This window comes from Algoriphagus sediminis, from assembly GCF_030403435.1.
Classification (GTDB): Bacteria; Bacteroidota; Bacteroidia; order Cytophagales; family Cyclobacteriaceae; genus Algoriphagus; species Algoriphagus sediminis.
Map to the genome: position 1 here is coordinate 720,339 of NZ_JAUEPH010000001.1, position 21,414 is coordinate 741,752.

Below are 21,414 nucleotides of genomic sequence, written 5' to 3' on the forward strand. Positions count from 1 at the left end.
GCTTGGCTCCTGTTTTTTTGTGCTTACTTTTTACCTGCCAAATAAAATTTGGAGGTTATCTTTGAAGGATGGAATTACAAAATGATTTGCTCCTGAGAGCTGCGAAAGGTGAAGAAGTGGAACGTACGCCAGTTTGGCTCATGAGGCAAGCCGGTAGAATACTACCCGAATATAGGGCCATAAGAAATTCCCTTTCAGGGTTTATTGAACTTGCGCAAACTCCCGAGCTTGCCTCAGAAGTAACCATTCAGCCTGTTGACATTCTTGGAGTGGATGCAGCGATCATTTTCTCTGACATTCTTGTCATTCCAGAAGCCATGGGGCTCCCCTACGAAATGGTAGAAAAACGTGGTCCTTGGTTTCCAAACACTGTAAAAACTGCTTCAGACCTCGATAAGCTTAGAATAGCAGATGGAGCCAATGATTTGGATTATGTGATTAAGGCGATTGAAATCACCAAAAAGAACTTGAATGGTAGAGTCCCATTAATTGGCTTTGCTGGAGCACCTTGGACTATTTTCGCTTACATGATAGAAGGAAGTGGGAGTAAAACCTTCTCAAAAGCTAGGGCCATGCTTTATACAGAACCCGCCTTATCCCACCGCTTATTGGAAATGATCACTCAGAGTACTATAAATTACCTGAAGGCTCAGATCTCTGCAGGAGCTGATTTAGTGCAGGTCTTCGATAGCTGGGCCGGAATTTTGGGTCCAGATCAGTACGAAGAGTTTTCTCTAAAGTATATTCGACTTATTTGCGAAGCTATAGATGAAGTACCCAAAACTGTGTTCGCCAAAGGCGCCTTTTTCGCAAGAAAAGACATGGGTTCCTTACCCTGCGAAACAATTGGACTGGATTGGAACATGGAGATAAAAGAATCAAGAGCTCTTATTGGTAGTAATAAAACTCTGCAGGGGAATCTTGACCCAGCTGCCCTCTATGGTACGGCTGATCAAGTGGTGGCTGCGACGCAAAAAATGATGAAACAGTTCATAGGAAGTCGTCACATCGCTAATCTAGGTCACGGGGTTTATCCCGATATCAATCCTGAAAGGGTAAAAGATTTCATTCAAGCTGTAAAGAGCTTCAGCTAGTTTTTTAAAGACTAATCTGGACCCAAGTTTTAATGAAATAAGGAAAGCGCCTGATAGCTTTCTGGGTAGATGCGGCCTGCCAAGATACTTTAAGATTATCTTGAAGTTCAGGCAATATCCCTTCAATTAGGTTTATTTCACGGATCATTCCGGATTTCTTATTTCCCAAGAACTTAAAAAGCAGCTTTTTCACAAGTGGTCCGAGGAAGAGATGCCAGGCAGTAAGGATTATCGCAGCCCTAAGGCTCATTTCACGGAAGGAATCTGGAAACAACGGAATAAAATAGATCACGGTTAGTCCTAAAATTAGCGGCCATTCCATACCAGTATTTTTATTACGACTTCGCTCTGGTGTTGAATGAATACCTTCTAATACTAGGTCACCTCTTCTGGACTTTAGAGAAACCCTTCCAATCATAAGCCCCACTATAATTCCTGAAATCAGATAAATACCCAGATAACTGATCACTAAATTCTTGGCACTCAGTATACTAGATAGAACCGGGAAATACTGTACGATAGAAACCATAAACTCATCTAAAGCATCCCAAAATCCCATTCCAAAAATGATGGTGAGACTCAAAAGCTTCATGGTTGCGGATTGCATGTATGCGAAAACAGCCACCAGAAGTCGGCCTATTTTTGTCGAAGGAATAGCATGCAGAATCAGTGCTCCAAAAATACCCTGCAATCCCACGGACATAAATGCGATCATGGGAGCGTGTGGACTGAGTAGCATTTTGAAAACCAAAACGATCAAGGTAGCATGGATCACCTTTCTGGAACTACCAGTGGCGGAATAAATCAACGAAATAAAAAGTGCTGAAAAGCAGGCTATAAACACCCCCATCAGGGGTACTCGAAAGGCATGCAAAATTCCACCAAGGAATGTCTCAGCCAATACCCAAAGGGCAATCAGGCGATAAAATCTTCTACTGATCATGTTTAATTATCTGATCCCCCACACTCACTTTTCCTGATTCGAGGGCCAGGGCATTTTGCCCAAAAAGGACTTTATTCCCAAAATTTCGATAAGTGGAAAGCGTTTTTAAAGGCTCCTTCCCAGTTTGACCCGTGTCCTGATTTACTGTTGTCAAAACGCATCTAGCACATGGTTTAACAACCTTAAACTTGACCCCACCAATTCTCACGTATGACCAGGAATCTTCCTCGAAAGCTGAACCTCCTGAAAAAACAATGTTTGGACGAAATCTATCCATAGGCACTGGCTTTTCCAATCGACCATTTAAATCATTTAAGGCCTCTTCACCTATGATTAGGTAGGGCATTCCATCTGCAAAACTCACATTTTCTCTCTTCTCGGCATATTTTGGGTCTACGGGTCTTTGCCCATCTTTTGGCATTTTTACCAAATCCACCTGAAACCCTAGAAAGGCCGAAAACCACTTGCTATATTCTGGTGAAAGTAAATCGGATTCGACTTCATCATCCCAGATGACTACTCGCTTTTTGGCTATGGCCTGGTCTGAGAAATTGATTTTTAGCTTATGATTTGGATCATCCTTTTGAGATACAACTAAGCCATCATGCTCTAATTTAGTTTTCAGCAGCGCCAATTTAGGATGTTTCCGCTGGGTAATAAACATCCCGTTTTGATCCACAAGCATCCACCTCCGATCGTATTTAAATCCTGCTTCCTGAACCTCAATACTATCTAAAGAAATTCCACCAAGCGATTTAATTGGATAGATGAATAGCCCTGAAACCTTGAGCTGACTTTGCATACCGCAAAAGTAAAAGATTGAAAGGTTTATGTGGTGGAATCAGCTAAAATATTGAATCAGTTCCGTGATTTTTAATTCTGCCAAGCGCATCGCTTTGGAATATAAATGAAAATGTAAATCGAGTTGGGATATAATAAGAACCATAAAAGTCATTATCAACCACTTCAGTTGCTGTTTACGTTTGCTCCTTGGAAAAAAATCTCTCACAATAATAAGATGCATTAGAGGTTCCAAAGGATGCAAGCCAAGAATAAAACTGACAAAATCCTCACTTGAAAGGGTATCCTGTGACATTCTGTGGTGGATTTGGATTGATGAATGTCAATTGGTCTGACATTGTGACACAGATTTTATCTTTTTTGGTAATGGCACATGAGTTGAAGTAGGGGTGGTGACTTAAAATTTGAAACTTAATAAATAACTATAACTATGGGAAAAATTATTGGAATTGACTTGGGTACCACCAACTCCTGCGTCGCAGTAATGGAGGGTAACGAGCCTGTAGTCATTCAAAATAGCGAAGGAAGGAGAACCACACCATCTATAGTGGCTTTCCTAGATAATGGAAATGGAGAGCGCAAGGTAGGTGATCCTGCAAAGAGACAGGCTATCACTAACCCAGCCAATACTATTTCCTCTGTAAAAAGATTTATGGGCAAAAAATTCTCCGAGGTTTCTGAAGAGAAAAAGCACGCCTCTTACAAAGTAGAAAAAGGTTCTAATGATACTGTAGCCATAAAAATCGGCGAAAGATCTTACACGCCACAGGAACTATCTGCAATGATTCTTCAAAAAATGAAGAGTACTGCAGAAGACTTCCTTGGTCAGGAAGTAACTGAAGCCGTAATTACCGTTCCGGCATACTTCAATGACTCAGAAAGACAGGCAACTAAGGAAGCTGGACAGATCGCAGGTCTTGAGGTAAAGAGAATTATAAATGAGCCTACCGCTGCTGCACTAGCATACGGTATGGATAAGAAAAACCAAGACATGAAAATCGCTGTGTATGACCTTGGCGGTGGTACATTTGATATTTCTGTTCTTGAACTTGGAGATGGTGTCTTTGAGGTACTTTCTACCAATGGAGATGTTCACTTGGGTGGAGATGACTTTGACCAGGTAATCATCAACTGGCTCGCGGATGAGTTCAAGTCTGAGGAGAATATGGATTTAAGAGAGGATCCTATGGCTCTACAAAGATTGAAGGAAGCTGCTGAAAAGGCCAAAATCGAGCTTTCAAGCTCTAACTCTACCGAAATTAATCTTCCATATATTACGGCTACGCAATCGGGTCCTAAGCACTTGGTTAGAAATCTAAGCCGTGCGAAGTTTGAACAACTTTCAGAGGATTTGGTGAAAAGGTCCATGGAGCCATGTAAAAAGGCTCTCAAGGATGCCGGACTTTCTGCTTCAGATATTGATGAAGTGATTCTGGTTGGTGGATCTACACGAATTCCTAAAATTCAGGAAGAAGTAGAAAGCTTCTTTGGTAAAAAACCATCAAAAGGTGTAAATCCGGATGAAGTGGTGGCTATCGGAGCTGCTATCCAAGGTGGTGTATTGACTGGTGAAGTGAAGGATGTACTTCTTTTGGATGTGACTCCTCTTTCACTTGGAATTGAAACCATGGGTGGAGTTATGACGAAGCTCATTGAGGCAAATACCACAATTCCAACTAAAAAGTCTGAAGTATTCTCTACAGCTGCCGATAATCAGCCTGCTGTGGATATTCACGTATTGCAGGGTGAGAGATCACTTGCTAAGGACAACAGAACAATTGGAAGATTCCAGCTTTCTGATATTCCGCCAGCTCCAAGGGGTGTACCACAAATCGAAGTTACTTTTGACATCGATGCAAATGGTATCATGAATGTATCTGCTAAGGATAAGGGTACTGGAAAAGAGCAAAAGATTAAAATCGAAGCTTCTTCAGGACTCACTGAAGATGAAATCAACAGAATGAAAGCTGAAGCTGAAGCAAATGCAGAAGCTGACAAGGCTGAAAAGGAAAAAATCGATAAGCTCAATCAGGCTGACAGTTTGATCTTCTCAACTGAAAAACAGTTGAAAGAATACGGAGATAAGCTTTCGGAAGGAAACAAAACTGCAATCAGTGAAGCTTTAGAAACCTTGAAGTCTGCGCATCAGTCTCAGGATATTCCAGGAGTTGATTCTGCGATGGAAGGTCTAAACAAGGCTTGGGAAGCAGCTTCTCAAGAAATCTACAATGCAACTCAAGGTGCTGAAGGCGCTGCTGCAGGTGCAGGAGCTAATCCTGAAGCCGGAGCCTCTGATGACAATGATGGTGTTTCAGATGTGGATTACGAAGAAGTAAGCGAAGAAGACAAGAAGTAATCTAAATTATTAAACCAACTTGACGGCATCCGATATTCGGGTGCCGTTCTTGGTTTCATCCCAAAAGGAAAATATAATGGAGTTAACGGCAGACAATAAACTGAAGAAAATCATTGTGGTTGGGGATCGTGTTTTGATTCGATTGAAAAAACCCAATGAGAAAACTGGATCAGGATTGTATTTGCCTCCCGGAGTTCAGGAAAAAGAAAAGGTGCAGCAGGGTTATATTATCAAAACTGGCCCTGGCTATCCAATTCCCCTACCCACAGAAGACCAAGAGCCATGGCTGGACTCAGAAGAAAAGGTGAAATACGTGCCCTTACAAGCAAAGGAGGGAGACTTAGCAATCTTTCTTCTCTCCGGCGCACATGAAGTGATCTATGAAAATGAGAAATATTTCATAGTGCCGCAGCATTCCATTCTGATGCTAGAAAGAGAACAAGAGTTATAAAAAAAGCCCTGAAGTAGATTCAGGGCTTTTTTTTAATATTTTTTATTCATCGTAGACAATGGTATATCCTCTAATACCATGCTCGTGCGAATCCAAACCTGTTCTTTCGTGCTCCTCAGAGACACGAATTCCCCTTGTTTTTTTCAGGATAAAGAAAATTAAGAAAGCAGAAGAGAAAGCCATTGCACCACACACAGCTACCCCAGTTAATTGACTAAGGAAGGAATGTTCTGGATTGGTAGAGAATATGCCTACGGCAAGGGTTCCCCACACTCCACAAGTAAGGTGTACTGAAACAGCTCCTACTACATCATCAAGCTTCATTTTATCTAAGAATACAGAGGAAAATACAACCAAGAGCCCGGCGATAAAACCTATTAATAGGGAAGATCCTGGTGTAAATACATCTGCTCCTGCGGTCACACCGACCAAACCTGCCAAAATCCCATTAAGCATCATACCCAAATCCAGACGCTTAAAGAAAAAGGTAGCCGCAATAAACCCTCCCATACCTCCGGCACAAGCTCCTAGCGAAGTGTTCACAAGTACTAATGACACTAGTCCAGGGTCTGCACTAAGAACAGAACCACCGTTAAATCCAAACCATCCCAGCCATAGAAGAAATACGCCAATAACTGCAAGAGGAACACTAGCTCCAGGTTTGTCCATGGTTTTTCCATTCACGTATTTACCTATTCGTGGCCCAACTAGAATGACTCCTGCCAAAGCTCCCCAACCACCTACTGAATGTACCAAGGTACTTCCAGCAAAATCATAAAAACCTAACTCGTCCAGAGCTCCTCCACCCCACTTCCAACTGCCAATCAGTGGGTAAACTAAGCCCACATAGAACAAGGTAAAAACTAAGTATGCCGAGAGTTTTACTCGTTCTGCAATAGCTCCAGAGACTATTGTAGCCGCTGTGGCCGCAAACATTCCTTGAAATAAAAATTCGGTCCAATATGTATAACCTCCGTCCGCATATCCAGCCGTCACATCTGCCTCTGCCGGAGAAAACCAAAACATTTTCCATCCATCAAGATCGAATGCGAACCAACCTGGAGTTTCAAATCCTGGATACATTAGGAAGAACCCTACCAAGGCATAGGTCAACAAACCTAAAATCGGAGTAATTGTATTTTTAAAAAGGATATTAACCGTGTTCTTAGCTTGACCGAAACCGGTTTCAACTCCGGCAAAACCCAAGTGCATAATAAACACCAATGCCGTAGAAATCATTATCCAGAGATTATTTGTGGTGAAAAGGTTTTCCGCAATCTCCGAAGCAAGCTGCAAGTCTGCCGCTGGTTCGTTAGCCAATAGGGGTACAAAGTACTTCATAGGTTTGAATTAAAATTTTGAACGTTTCCAGAATTTTTTTAATAGGTTGACAGCAATCAAGAGTCCGAATGTAATTATATTTTTACCAATAATTCAAACCATAAATTATTGATTTGACATTTTTGAGCTAAAAACAGGGTGATTTTAAACCCTGTTTTTCGTCTTACTTGAATTTTTAGAAATTAATTGCCTTATTTTTATTCTCGAAAAAGGAAATAAGAGTTTTTGAGATTCGGATTGAAAATTTTTATCAATCAAATCCTAAAGTTGCTTGAATTAGAATAAAGCTTTGCTCAGTGAAAAATGAGACAAAAAAACTTCGCTTAACTCGAGAATGAGAAATTTTCAGAAGAAACAAATCAATCACACCTTGCCATCTTCACTGATTAAAGTGAGATAGTAAGAATTAACTCTTCATCAACGCAAATTCCTTAGCAAAGTATGTCAAAATAATCCTTGCTCCTGACCTTTTAATACTTAAAAGAGACTCAAGCATAGCACTTCCACCATCTATCCAACCCCTTTCTGCAGAAGCTTTTATCATACTATACTCTCCAGAGACATTATAGGCTGCGATTGGTAAATCATAATTTTGGCTGAGGAGTTGGATGATGTCAAGATAGGCTAACGCTGGTTTTACCATGAGGTAGTCTGCACCCTCATTTACATCCAAATCTGCTTCAATTAAAGCCTCCCGAGAATTTGATGGGTCCATTTGGTAGGTTTTCTTATCTCCAAACTTTGGGGCAGAATCAAGAGCATCTCTAAAAGGGCCATAGAAACTGCTGGCATATTTTGCCGTGTAGGACATTATGGAAGTGTCAATAAACCCTGCATTGTCCAACTCCTCTCTAATGAACCCCACTCTTCCATCCATCATATCAGAAGGTCCCAGAATATCTACCCCAGCATCCGCTTGGGCAAGAGACATCCGGGCTAAAATTTCAAGTGTTTCATCATTAAGGATTTTACCATCCTTCACAATACCATCGTGTCCATCACTGTTATACGGGTCCATTGCCACGTCCGACATAAGACAAACCTCTGGAAAGGTTTGCTTTATGGTTTTTAAGGCTTTTAAATAAAAAGTATTCGGATTATAACTCTCAGTTGCTAAGCTATCCTTGAGCTCTTCTGGATAAGCAGGGAAAACATCAAATGCCTTAATTCCTAGCTTAAGGCACTCTTCAATTTCCTTGAGCATTAAATCTTCTGAGAAACGAAAAATCCCAGGCATGGAGTCCACTTCTATTTTCTTTTTACTTCCAGACACCAGAAATAGAGGGAAAATAAAATCATCCGTACTAAGGTTAGTTTCCCTTACCAAATCTCTCACTGCAGCTGATTTTCTATTTCTTCTTGGTCTCTGTAGCATAGTCAGTTATTTTTTTTCAAAGGTACAAACAACACTGAACTCTCTAACCAATGAAATTCCAAAATCTTAAAGCCATTCTAAACCTGGAAAGTTATTATTTTTAACTAAATCGATAAAGCCTTGAAAAAATTCCTCCATTCCATTTTTGATCAATTCTCTTCCCTTGAAATCTTAGATGTCAGGCCTTTTAATCATGACATTTCAGAGCTCCCTGGATTTCCAAATATTAAAATTTGTACCAAATCTGAATTTAAAAGGCTAAAGTCAAATGGCTTTAATGACCCTGTGGGGAAAGCCATTATGGAAAGAATTTATCGCTTAGATAAATTGAAATTAAGCAAGAAGCCTCTTGTCCTCATGGATCAAGGGAAACTACTAATTGCAAAAACTGTTTGGCTTCATTTCCAGCCTAACTATGAAATCTATATATACCATGGAGGGATTAATGCATTGCTAAGGGAGGCTCAAGAGTTTTTTAAGCAGAAATTTAATTTCATTGTACTTTATGGGAAAACTGGTTCAGGGAAAACTGAGGTACTGGAAAATCTTGAAGAAAAAGGGGCACAAGCCTTAAACCTGGAAAGAATCGCAAGGCATAAGGGTTCTGGTTTTGGAAACCTCAGAGACAACAAGCAACCGAGTCAAGAAGAATTTGATTTACAAATTACTTTTTCATTAGCTAGGTTCGATCCCAAACGTCCTATTTTCGTTGAGGCAGAAAGCTTCAGTTTGGGTAAAAATCTACTTCCATTAAACCTAATGGAAAATGTTTCCTCAGGTAAAAGAATCTGGCTGGACCCACCAAAAGAAATTCGTGTGAAACGAATCGTTAAGGAATACTTTGGAGTACGAGATGAAAGAATAAAGGAAGAAATAGCCCGGCTGAGAAACAAATTAGGGCATGATAAGGCAGAAGAGCTAATTACTAACTTGGAAAAGAAAGCATATGCTCTGGTGGCGGAAGGATTGATAGATTATTTTGATCAGGGGGAATCTTATCAGATGGAGGATAATGATCGCTATGCTGAAATAATAGGTGAAGTTGATCCTGAAAAAATAGCTGCTACACTTAAAACCAAATACCCCTAAAAAGGAAATACGTCTCCCGTAGAAGACGCCACTGCTTAAAAGATCGTCACTTGCGTTACTCTTCGCACCGCTATATCAGGCTTCAATTTCCATGTTTCTTCTCTTCATTTGCAGAATCCTCGTTCATTCGAACTTTTATCTTTAGGCGCTTAATGCGCTTTTTTTCTCTATCTAAAATAAGAAATTATCAATCATTATCCAAGACTGCATCGAATCGTAATCCACTGCTTCCTTCACCACGTCCTGTTCGTTTACGTCTACCATACCAGGAGACGATTTTTCCATTGTACCACCTAGTTCTCTGATAGGTCCCAATCACTTTCACACCTGCTCGGGGAACCTCCTCTTCATTGATATAAAAGGGAGTTTTCTGATCATCTTCTTCATCAATCCCTTCTCTTAAAAGCTGAGTTCTTGGCCTAATTGCATGCGGATCAAATAACTCAGTGATTCTCGGCATGGAGGCACGCTGAAAATGAATTTCTCGATTCGAGCCATTTTGGTGCACTGGCACAAAAGGTATCCAGTTTTCACTTACCGAATTCCCAAGTTGATACCTCAATTGGGCTTTATAAGTAGTAGCTCTATTGACTTCTGGGTTCAGGTTTACCTCTGGCAAAGCTATTTCAGATTCAGGTTGGCTTTCTTCTACAAGCCTTTTCAGTTCGTGCTCTAAATTCCTAGCGGCTTCATACCCATCAAGGCCTCCACCCAAACCATTTGGAATACGAGATTCAATAGCCCAAACCATATTTGCCATTTCATCCCGAATTAACTTTATCTCTTCCAAAGGCTCACTTTCTAGAGTTTTTGCAGCTGATGGTGGAAGAAGTAATCTTTTATCAAACCTTGGAGGACTAAACTCTTCCTGATCATATACCAGAGAATACATATTCCACTCATTCCAGTTATCTCCATTCTTATGTGCAGATTCTACGAGAAGATTCTGACCGAAGGTATCGGTAACTAGAATTCCTTCCACTTCCGCAAAACTTCCGGTAGGAACATCATAGGGAATACAAAGCCAATCATTGCTATAGTGAAGCGCATACTGGGTTACCAAAATTTTTGCTATGTCCGTATCCGAGGCCTTTAAGTTACCCAGATCAATGGACCCGTCTTCCATCTCCCACCACCTTGAGTTTGGCATTCCTGCAAAGTTTGCCTCGGTAGGAATCCCCGTCAAAACCTCTCGTTTCTTAATTGTAGGGTCTGCGGGAACTGTCGTTATATTTTTAGGCCCGTCACCACTATCCGAAAGCTCCTTGATGTCAAATGAATACCAATCCAAATGGCCATGAAAATATTCTTCTGCGGTTAGGGTCGTTTTAGAATCATCACCTTCATCAAGTTCTGCTTCAAAACTATACTCAAGCCTTTCCTGAAACCAACTGGACTCGTTCTCAGTCATTGGAAGATTCAGCTCCTTGCGAAGAAATTCGATCCATCTTTTTGAAGCATTCTGCAAAAGACTTTTATGTTTTATCAACACAAACTTGTCCTTCGTTGGATTCTGATTTGCTGCCAAAACTAAACTAGAAGATACTGAATCTTCTCCTTCTAAAAATGCCCATAGATTGGCACCATTTAATGCACGCCCTGAAAGTGATCTTAAAAATGACGTGGCTTGCTGAAGGCTAAGCATTCTGGCGGAAGGAATACTTTTTTCTGGTTTATCTTTCTCAGGATTTGGATCCACCTCAGGTATTTCAAAAGGGAACTTCGCAATAAATGCATCTTTATACATGCCCTCTGAATAACCTAAACTTAATTGTGCTTTGGCTCCCTCTTCATCCAAGAGTTGTAAAAACTTTCTCCCATAGCGCGCACTTTGTTTTAGATCAAACTTTGGGAAAATTCGTTCCACCCTCGTTTCTAATGGAATATCATCTGAATAGGGCTCTTTTTTTGTTTTACCTCCTTTATAGGAGGTCATGCGAATAGTATTAATCGCTACTTTGGCAAAAATCGCCGAACCGGCATCCTCTCCTTTCAACTCACCAAACTGATATTGCCTTGCCAACATCCAGAGTGGGTCATTTATCTTGGCTGCAAGAGAATCATCAAGCTCCTCTTCCCTGGGCCTTCCTTCGAGCCGATTGTAAGCCCTAAAGGGCTCACAGGGATGATAATTTATAAGATCCTTAGACATACTATTCCTCCTCTGGTTCGTGACCAGTGTTTAAGTGTGTATAATCAATAAAGTACCCAAGTTTTGTCTCCTCATCCTCCAATTCATCCAGATCGGCACCTTCAGGCTTATCTTGGGCTAGCCTTTTAGCAAACTCTGTATCTCCAAATGCTAAAGCACTTGTTACAGGAAGCACTTGGGCATACATAGACTCATCAAGCTGATCTGGCTCCACTGCTCTGATTTTTGCTAACTCAAATGCCTCCTCGACACATAAACCCAGCTCTTCAAAATCCCACTTACCTCTCTTTTCAGGAGGAACAGCAAGCAGTAAATTCTGTGGAGCCCGTGAGTCGGGTTGGTTGTAATGGAAAGCGATGCCAGTAGTTTGATTTTTCTGTGGAATAATCTCCATCCATTCATCAAGGACTAATCCACAGGCTTGGCCTTGAAGGTTTTCTTTTTCAAAAATCAAAAGAGACAAACGATCTCCTTCTGGCTGATAAGAATCAGGGTATTCAGCTCCTAACCAATATTCCCTTTCCGCAACAGGTGGCTGATTGGATGGATCAAAAGGAAGTTGCAAAGGCTTAAAGCTGATCGTTTCAGTCCCAAATATTTCAGTGAGGAACCCGATAGAATCTACATTTGAAAGTCTGTCTCTAACTAGTGATACACTCGATAGCCAATCTTGAAGAAAATTCTCATCATGATGTCTAAGTGGTCCTTCCGACCATGGCATATTCAATTGATCATTAAGATTTGAATGATTCGACACAGTCACATGGGTCATGACTTTAAAGCCACTACCAAAAAATTTGGTGCCGAATTCCACACTGAAATTAATCCATTTTCCATGATCAGGTTCAAATTCTAGAGCAGCAAGGCCCTCCTCTGCGAAGGCAATGTTTTCGGCCATTTTACCTTTTGCGGCAATGAGACGCTGGGCCATACCCAAAATATTTTCCTCTCGATCGCTAGGATAATAACCAGCAAAACCCCAACCCGCCAAGGTGATAAGAGAATTGACTGCCAAAGTTTCTTCAGACTCAGAATAGCTTGTTTTGCCCATTTCAAAAGGAGCCAAAGAATCTAAAATCGAAGAATACTCAGTTAATGCCTGGGTTATTCTTCCTTTAAGTTCTGTGGTGTCAATCCCAGGAGCTGTCGGACCGAAATTACTTTCATCCTCAGGTATTTTATAATCTCGGGCATCAGAGGATCGAGCAGAACCAATTAATTTACCCAAATGCTGAATTAGGGAAATTGTCTCACCAAAACTTAAATCACCTGAGGCTGCAGAGGTATTAAACTTAATTTCAATATCTCCATCTTCTCCTGGATGCAAGGATTTCAAAAAGTCGACACATCTAGCGTTGAGTTCTTCCTGACTTTCCTCTCCTCCAGTGGTAATCAAAAGAACCAAATCTATTGGCTGCATATTCAAGTCGACAAGAGTCATGGGAGATTCCGAATTTCCATGGCTCAGCATCCAACTGATTTTTGTGGGATCACCGATTTTTGCGGCAAGCCAGTTATTCAGGGAAGGTTCCATCACACTTCTGGGACTTGGATCAACACCCGTCCAAGGACTATCGGTATTGGTTATTTTGGGAATTTGAACAATAGCCCTGTGAGTTACCATTGACCCTTCACGCATGCTGCGGATAATTTCTGGATCAAGAGGCACCTTACCCTCAGCAATGGCATTGAATACAGCACTGGCCCTTACATGATTCCCTCTGACAAGCTGATAAACCCCTTCAGCAGTAACCAGGTCACCAAGGGCATCTAGAGCATCTGCCATATTATCAATCTCATGGATAATTGCTCTCAACTTCTTTCTCTCTAAATTCGGAGTTGAACCTTGTGGGGGATTCGAAGGGTTTGGAAGCTGCTGTGCAAGATCCCAAGGTGCTCCATTAAAGCTTACACTATTATTATTTACTACGACAAGATTATCCACTAAGGTCTTGTCCTCATCGTAATTGGGAATACCTTTGGCTTTAGTCTGAAAATAATCAATCATGGCTAATCCATCGACCACATTAGCCGCTTTTAACGACTCGGATTGGGCTACTTTGGTAGGGTCTACATCAGCGTCAGAATAGGTAGGAAACTTCCTTCTTAGCCGATAAATATAAACGTCCATCTCAAGCGGCTCGCCTGATTCGGTTTTGTATTTTTCATGAAGAGCCCTCTCAAACATGTAACCAAGCATGGCCCCTGTTTCCTGTCCGTTTCCTACACCTTCAAGAAGATGTAGCGCTTTTCGAACTCTTTGAGAGGTGAGATTTATAGCGAGGGCGTTTTCATTCTCTCCTTTTCCAATTAAAGAATTATGACCCGCCCTCAACACCGCAGCAGTTACCGCGTGATTTAAACTTTGACCATGAATAAACCCTTGATTACTATCTCTTCTTTTAATTGAATTTCCATTAGGTGATTCTAAGCCTTCTGGCGGATTACTCACCTCCGAAATTTTATCGTCATTTACTTCAGGCTTCAAATCATGGACAAAACCGTATGCACCTAAATAGGTACCTGTTGCCTTTTTCTTTCTTAGCTCTCGAAGTCTGAAATCTGACAAGCCCGTAAGCCACGCATCCAATCTGTAACTGATTAAATCCAAATGCGAAGAAACTAGTCTCTCAAGGGTAGGAACATCTAGATCCTTGATGACATCTAGTGCCTTATCTGCAAAACTTCTACTTTTTTCATAAACTAAGGCACCTCTCACCAAGGTAAGCAAGATGGTATATTGGGTTTTATTTTCTCCATCTATATTTACTTTCGGAAGATCTTCGAAAGTTAAATTAGTAGCTGCAGCCAGAGTATTCTGAGTTTTTAACCATTCCAGATAATTACTTCCCTTATCTGTTTCAACCAATCCTTCCTTCGAAAGACTTGGATCTTGAACCAAATCTCCCAACACAAAATTTCCTTCATTATATCGGTTTTTATAAACTCCGGTTTTTGATATTGCAGCGGTTTGGGTAGATGTGCTTTTATGGCCAAGCCCTACCAATAATTGACTATAGGTTTTGGCGAGTTCACTTGGGCTATAGACTTTGCTAATATTATCCCAATTGATTTTGTGCTCTTCATTACCTTCAGTTTCAGGCTCTAGCCAGCGATTAGCTGCATTTGCACCGAAGCGAAAAAAGAATTCTTTAGAATAAGGCTCTAGTCCCAAAACCCTCATAAACTCTGCTTGAGGATCTTTCGAGTATTTGCCACTTGTCACACTTAATGCAGGTTCAACCTTTTTGTCATTTAAAAAAGCTGCTTTAGTCTGCTTTAGAAACCATGACAAATTCTTGAGATAACTTCCTTCGCTACCTTTTTTTGTAGTTCCGCTGATACGGAATTGTTTAATCGGACTCACTGGAGTCACTCCATAGGGCTGACTATCAACTCTGAAAATAGGAAGAGTCCCAAAAGCCGACACGTGATGTAGCATGAAAAGCATGGTCTCGATTTTGTCCGTATTATTGAATAATTCAGGTGCTAAAACCGAGAAGAAATAATTCAAAGTGCTATAATAAAGCGCCCTATTCATAGCTCTTCCCTCGCAAATATCTTTTTTGGTATGATTTCGAATATTATCCGTGAGATCTTTTGGAAGCCCTAGTCCTTCTTTAAAAAACTGGCCATCTGTTATACTGAGCTCAAAATCATCGATGAAACTATTAGGATGATCAAGTTTTTCTTGGCCAAAGAACGTTTCAAACACTCCATCCAAATCATTGTCCAATGTTTTGTATGGAGATTTAACCTGGTCTGTATTGTTTGTAGCAGTTCCAGTTGGTAAAAATTCAAGTCCTCCGTCGCTATATAAATGTCCATTAAATAGTGCATCGATCTTTTTCTGCCCCTCATTCGCAGTAGTATCTTGAACACCGTAAGCCATCACGAAGTCAAAGCCATTTGCCAGGTCATCCGCATCTAAGGGAATCTTAACTGCCATTCCTGCTTCTACCGCCTCTTCAAAATCAAACATCCACTTGATTTTATCAGGAATTTCTAAATCTCCATTTGGCAAGTGCTTAAACCCTTCGACCTGATCCTTGCTAGGGTCCAACCCAATGGGTAAGGGGTTTGGAATTAGTTTTCCGGTAACTACGTGCTGATAATGACCTCCTCGCTTTGTCACCACTACAAACCTGTCTGGAAGGGCGTCGGTTGTTGCTCCTTTATCCCAGCTCTTCTCTTTGATTTCAATCTTTGGAGACTTCGGGAAAGTCAATTCTGGTTTAAAAGGAAGATTTAAACTCTCAAGATTATTTTGATAGTATTCGTAAATAATCTTCCCCGATTTATTCACCATCTCAGCCAATGATTTTGCCTCTTCAATGATCAAACGATCTTTTGAACTCATCGCCAATTTTTTGAGGTGATCCAAAAGCAGACGCAAATATTCTAATCCCTCGTCAAGGGTAGCTTTATTCTCAAGGCAAGGAGAGAATTTATTCGATTTGAGGATTTTTTTGATTCTTTCTGCTGAACTGTTAAATCGTTTCTTTGTCTCTTTTAACCAATCACCTGGGTCTCTCACAGGAAATTCCTTCCCTTTTAGATCTAAAGATTCAAAAAAGAATTCTTTTAACTCATTCTGGATTACTGGCACCTTATCAGATTTCACCTCATCCGGTTCCATGGCCTTAATGATGTAAGCGCCTCTCCGAACTCCCAGACTTGTAGCAGCGGCTCGCCAAGCTCCAATTTTCGCTTCATCCCTTGCACTTCCTGTATTGCGATATACTTCATAATAGAAATCTTTAGCTATCGATTCTTCTTCTTTAGTGATTCGCTCGTCATGATTATCAATAGCTACATCATCCGGGTAAATCCTTACCCAAAGCTCATTTACCTCAACTGTTTTGGGAACAAAAACCACCCTGTCCTTTAAAACTGAATGAAATCTATCCTTAGGATCATTTACATCAGTCAACTGATCCAAAATGCTGTTTTCAATTCTTGAAAGCATTTCATCTGTTTGCTCTTTGGTCTCCTGAGCAGATGGCAAAGGATTGGCTTCAAGAATGTTATTTACCTGATCCCTAAGGCTGAAGTATGAACTTTTTACTTTGTTCATCTGAGATCTAGGTAGAATAGGAGTTTTGGAAGCAGAAGTCTCGATTTTCTTTTGAACCTCAGCCAATTCTTTCTTCAATACCTCCAGCTGCTTCTTATGATCTGTAGTAGGTTTCTTGATTCGATTCCTCGCCGTGATCATAGTGTTTCTGGTATTAAAACCAGCTATGGCACTTCTCTTCAAAGCTTCAGTGCCTAGGATTTGAGTATCCAGCTTGATCCTTCCTGGTTCTAGTTCTCGAAGGGAGTTTAAAAGCTGTGTGATGGAGTTATTCAAAATGGTCATTGATCTTTTCTCAGTTGGATTGATCAATGGAATTTTGCTTGCTCTCTTTTGATAGCTGACTGCCTGATTCTTCAAACTTCCGTAGGAAGATTTCATTTTGTTCATTTCTTCTACGGACCCATCAAGTGGAATTTTTGCCTTAGCCTCGATTTGCTTCAGTTGGTTTACGATGCTTTTTTGTTGACTCAGGTAGGTTTTTGATGACAGTTTCTTGCGGTTGAGTGCCATCAACAGACGGGTGAGCTTGGTAATCATGGCATGTAATTGAGAAACCGGAAATTTCTTCAATTGCTTATTTGCCTCAAGGGCTGGAGCATGAGTCTCCTTAATCTTTTTCTGGAGATCATTGATCTTTTTTCGCAAAGCATGTTCTTCGGCTCGCAAGTCCTTTTCTCCTGTAAATCCATTTTTGAAATCTTGAAGTCTTACATTCCCGCTTTTATGCTGCTTTTTAATAAAAGTAATCTGACTCTCGATTTTCTTTATGGTAGCATCTGTGGCTTCAAAATATGGTGACTCAGCTAGCTTATCAATTTCCCCTAGTATTGTGTCGATTTTTTCCAATTCAGGCTCAAGCGTCTTTGCATTCACCTTTGTGACCACAAAGATCTTTTCAATACTTTTCTGAAGTTCACCCAATAAAGACAGGTAATCCTTCCCAATATTTGGAACCTTTAGAGAAGGTGCCTTGATATTGTCGATTTTGGAAATAAGTGAGTTAATAGCTGTAATCAGAAAATTTCTATTCGATTTTAATCCTGTCATCTCAGGAACTGAATCTCCGATGAAGGCGAGGTCCTTACCAGCATCTCTCAAAACCGACTTATCCATCCTCTGTAATTCTGGGATCTTCTCAATCTTTGAGATAATACCATAAGTAGAGTCCCTAAACCCTAGCAACTTTGACTTATGCTTCGGTTTTTCACTATCTGAAAAGAATTTGATTCTATCTGGGTTCTCAGGGTCCTCAGGTACATCAAAATAGAGCTGAATATCGAAACTTAGCTTGTAGATATCCTGGATAATATCCTGGACCTTGACGTGAGATGGAGTTAGGGCGGGGACAACCCTCGAATATTTCATAAACCTAGTCTCAAGCCTAACAGGAAGCATCAAAACGGGGTAATCATCCGACCGATTGTTAAAAGAGGTCTTGATTTGATGAAAAATAGGGTCGTTATATTTAGCTATAAAATGTGGGTTCGGCATGATTACTGGTCATTTAGCATGGTCGAAGCATGACGTGCAAAAAGTATAGGTGATTGATAAAGAATATAAGCCATATCACTGCTACTGGCACCCCAAGTCGCAGTTCTAGGGCCACTTCCGGAATTACTAAGAGAAATATTTACACCATGTACTTTTAGTGTTTTGGGTTGCTGGTTTGGGTTTCCTGTAAGGTGCTCCCAGGTCACATTATCCCAATTATCAGGCGTCATATTCAGACTTTCATTCCCTAGGTCATCTAGGCCAAAGCTTATTTGCCCCGGACGCTCTCTTAAAACAAAGAACCAACCTGGTTTATTTAATTTACTCCTGTCTCCATTGGCTTCCTCCTGTGACAGTTCAAACCCAAAGAAATAAACATCTGGTTCTAACTTTCCGGTCACAATTGGCCACATTACAGGAACAGAATCATCCAACTCTCTTTCTGCCGTCAGGACATTTCCGGGGTATTTTGCTTTTTGGGCATAAACCAATGTATTTGGGTACTTCCTGAGTAAATCTCCTTTGACCAAAAGCACCAAATCAGGCCCAGGCTTAGCCTCATTTTGACCAAGTGGTTTATTCCATTGATGAATTTCTTTAATGTCAGATCTTAAATTTTGATCTTCAATAATTCTATCAACGTAATCTTCTACATTTTCACCTGGCTGAATTTCTGCATCCGGATCGTTATCATATTCCCAAAAATGTCTGAAGTAGCTACCCCGCATATCTGTAGGAAATTCACGCCAAAGCAGCTCTCTCGAAAATTCGTGATTCATACCCATCAGAAAGGATTCTATAAACTCCCGATTGGTTTCCATCAGTGTGATGGTATTTGGCTCTATATCACTAACATTCGGTATGATATAATCAGGAGAAATCTCCTTAAGGTAGTCATACATTGGAATTGGAAATCTAGGATAAGCCATTATAGGCTTGGCATTATTGGCCCGGTTTTGAGCAAAGAAAGAAGCCAGTTTTCTATTGAAGTTTGGAAAAGGATTCAGCTTCGATCGAATACTTACATCAAGGTCTACAGGGAGCAGTTTCCTGACAGGTTTTTTAAAAATTTTTGCTTTAAAAATCCCGGGCTGGGCTTCCACAACAAACTTATTTTTGAATGTTGTCTTGTATAAATTTCTATTTTCTATAACCAGACTATGATTCAGAAAAACTATCTGGCTCAATTCTTCGCCCTTCTTAAAAAGGATTTTCTTATGTGAACCGTAACTTGCCTGATTAAAATCTTCGCTTATCCTTTCTTCAAATGTTTTAGCCTTGATCGTAATTTCTAGGTGATGATCTACTCCTGATTTAACACCATTTGTAACAATATTATTTAGAATATCCTCTGCTCTTTCTTTTTGTTCTGCCAGAATTTCAGGGCTCATTTTGGCTATAACTTCTGGAGTAGTAAAAGGAACTTTATTCACGGCTAAAATCCCATCAGTTAGGTCCTCCATGAAGGATTTTTTCTGGTTTTCTAGAATGGTTGTGATTGCCTGCATCGCAACTGAAGCTGGCAAGAACATTGAGGGTTCTTTCTTTTTAGGAGCGGCCGAGATTTTATTCTCGTCATCATCTGGCAGGTTCAATTTTTGAAAAAATGCTGTGCTCAAAATCTCTTGAGCACCATCTTTTCCATCCTTTGACATCAAAACTGTGGGTGTAAAATTATTTGCAACCTTTAGAAAGGTACCAGATTTTATGGCGGTAGGTACCGTAGAAGATTTTAGTAACTTTTTAATCGTTCCAGAATCATCAAACTTCAGCGTTTCAAAAGATTTTCCTGCTGCATTGATTAAGTCGAATTGACCTAGTTTAAAGACTTTTTTAACAGCCAGGGCTTTGGTAGTTCTCTTCATCAATTCACTCTCTCGAATCTTCTGGTTGGCTTCATTGATCTCCCCAATCTGCTCCCAAGCGATTTCCATAAATTTTTCCTGATACTTCTGAACTACCTGCACCCCAAGTCCTGCTGCAGCTCGATTACTTGGATGAAGATTGAGCTTGTGAATCCAGTTTTGGTTATTAGCATTCAAAATTCTAAGCCCATTGTGCCACTGCCCATAAGTTGGAGGCACCACAATAGGGTCCTGCTGAGCCGCAGGAGAATAAAAAATGCTATCATTGAAGGTGTCGAAGGTATCCTGAAGATTGGCAGATAAGTTTAGGATTTCGAGGAGTTGATCTTTTAGTTGGATATCACTTACAGGCCAAGGCGCAGTGACATAATCCGGATGCCTCATGGCGCCTTCCACATAGCCAATAGCGTCATCACCGATAGGCTTGATTCCATAGCCCATATCACCTAAATCCATCTCTCTTTTCCCAATATCTTCAGGCAGTTCTCTGGCAGTAAGTAATTCAGCCAGAGTCTCAAAGTCTCCTCCACTATCAACTCTGAACGACCATGTATAATAATATGGGTAAGTCCCTGGGTTGGTACCATTCTGGATTTTTGCCTTAGTCCATGAAGATTGTTGGGCAGGAACATCTTTTGTGTCAAGACCTAAACCTGCAAGCCTTCCTGTCTCAAAAGCCGGAATCAAAAACCCATGATAGACATTGGGGTCATAATCAAGGCTTGGATCAGGGTTTGTGAATTCAAGTTTTCTGGGAGAAAGAACCCGTGATAAAGCCAAATCAGGATCCTTTGCCAATTTTGAAGAAAGCTGTGAAGAGGCATCACCGCTATTTATTCCTAGGTCCTCAAGCACATGAACATGAGCCAGTACATAGGTGTCCCTTTCATTACAGAAGACTTTTGAAAGTGCTTCAGTTTCGATGTTTATATAAGGTGTCGGTGTCCCTCCATTGCTTTTTTGAAATTCGTTTTCTCTTAGCAAAACAAGATATAACCAAGGTCGAAGTTTTTGACCTACTGGTTTTGCTGGGGTGAATCTCCAGGGTAAATCTTCTTCATAAAATTCCAGATAGGCCAGATTATTTGTTTCAAAGTTTCGAACTCCTCTTTTGGGATGAGCTCGGATAACTGACTGAGAATTTATCCCCAAAACGTCCCCTGGGCCTTGAACCTTTACCGTCTTGCTGACATCCTTGGTGGTACTATTTCCCTCTTTGGAAGCTTCTAATTTGACCTTGACCTGAATTTCGGGTCTTTCTTTTGAGGCATTCCCTGGAATAGTTCCACCTAAAAAATCAGATTCGAGAATCTCATTTCCCAGTCCCAATCGTACCCAGGGTAAAAAAGAATAATTAGCTAAAGTGTCCGACATAA

The 21,414-nt window shown here is 40.6% G+C and carries 11 protein-coding genes; 4 read left to right on the forward strand and 7 right to left on the reverse strand.

Features of this window, described 5'->3' with window-relative positions:
- Positions 1-68 precede the first annotated feature (68 nt).
- Positions 69-1,094 carry a uroporphyrinogen decarboxylase gene (gene hemE, locus QVH07_RS03100; RefSeq protein WP_289998666.1) on the forward strand — a complete coding sequence of 342 codons (1,026 nt, stop codon included), beginning with the start codon at positions 69-71 and terminating at the stop codon, positions 1,092-1,094.
- Between the two features lie 4 nt (positions 1,095-1,098).
- Here hemE and QVH07_RS03105 read toward each other — a convergent pair whose 3' ends face one another.
- Both QVH07_RS03105 and QVH07_RS03110 read right to left on the reverse strand, forming a co-directional pair.
- Positions 1,099-2,037 carry a hypothetical protein gene (locus QVH07_RS03105; RefSeq protein WP_289998667.1) on the reverse strand — a complete coding sequence of 313 codons (939 nt, stop codon included), beginning with the start codon at positions 2,035-2,037 and terminating at the stop codon, positions 1,099-1,101.
- Positions 2,027-2,839, reverse strand: coding sequence for an MOSC domain-containing protein (locus QVH07_RS03110; protein ID WP_289998668.1), 813 nt, complete (start codon positions 2,837-2,839; stop codon positions 2,027-2,029). The genes QVH07_RS03105 and QVH07_RS03110 overlap by 11 nt, the downstream gene beginning before the upstream one ends.
- Before the next feature lie 429 nt (positions 2,840-3,268).
- Here QVH07_RS03110 and dnaK point away from each other — a divergent pair, with 429 nt between their 5' ends.
- Both dnaK and QVH07_RS03120 read left to right on the forward strand, forming a co-directional pair.
- Complete coding sequence (dnaK, locus tag QVH07_RS03115; protein ID WP_289998669.1) at positions 3,269-5,194, forward strand: molecular chaperone DnaK; 1,926 nt, start codon at positions 3,269-3,271, stop codon at positions 5,192-5,194.
- 76 nt (positions 5,195-5,270) lie between these two features.
- The gene (locus tag QVH07_RS03120) at positions 5,271-5,645 is read left to right on the forward strand and encodes a co-chaperone GroES (protein WP_289998670.1); all 375 of its coding nucleotides are present in this window, start codon (positions 5,271-5,273) and stop codon (positions 5,643-5,645) included.
- Positions 5,646-5,687: 42 nt separating this feature from the next.
- Here the strand turns inward: QVH07_RS03120 and QVH07_RS03125 are convergent, their stop codons facing one another.
- Positions 5,688-6,986 carry an ammonium transporter gene (locus QVH07_RS03125; RefSeq protein ID WP_289998671.1) on the reverse strand — a complete coding sequence of 433 codons (1,299 nt, stop codon included), beginning with the start codon at positions 6,984-6,986 and terminating at the stop codon, positions 5,688-5,690.
- A 406-nt stretch (positions 6,987-7,392) separates the two neighbouring features.
- Positions 7,393-8,361 (reverse strand): porphobilinogen synthase, encoded by a 969-nt coding sequence (hemB, locus tag QVH07_RS03130; RefSeq protein WP_289998672.1) that lies wholly within the window; start codon positions 8,359-8,361, stop codon positions 7,393-7,395.
- Between the two features lie 120 nt (positions 8,362-8,481).
- Here hemB and QVH07_RS03135 point away from each other — a divergent pair, with 120 nt between their 5' ends.
- Positions 8,482-9,450, forward strand: a complete 969-nt coding sequence (locus tag QVH07_RS03135; RefSeq protein WP_289998673.1) for a tRNA 2-selenouridine(34) synthase MnmH — start codon at positions 8,482-8,484, stop codon at positions 9,448-9,450.
- 187 nt (positions 9,451-9,637) lie between these two features.
- On the opposite strand, the gene QVH07_RS03140 is transcribed toward QVH07_RS03135, so the two are convergent.
- Genes QVH07_RS03140 through QVH07_RS03150 form a run of 3 tightly spaced genes read right to left on the reverse strand, consistent with a single transcriptional unit; the run spans position 9,638 to position 21,412 of the window.
- Positions 9,638-11,602: a hypothetical protein gene (locus QVH07_RS03140; protein ID WP_289998674.1), complete on the reverse strand. Its 1,965-nt coding sequence runs from the start codon at positions 11,600-11,602 to the stop codon at positions 9,638-9,640.
- 1 nt (position 11,603) lies between these two features.
- Positions 11,604-18,173: a coiled-coil domain-containing protein gene (locus QVH07_RS03145; protein WP_289998675.1), complete on the reverse strand. Its 6,570-nt coding sequence runs from the start codon at positions 18,171-18,173 to the stop codon at positions 11,604-11,606.
- Positions 18,174-18,175: 2 nt separating this feature from the next.
- Positions 18,176-21,412: a hypothetical protein gene (locus QVH07_RS03150; RefSeq protein ID WP_289998676.1), complete on the reverse strand. Its 3,237-nt coding sequence runs from the start codon at positions 21,410-21,412 to the stop codon at positions 18,176-18,178.
- Positions 21,413-21,414 lie beyond the last annotated feature (2 nt).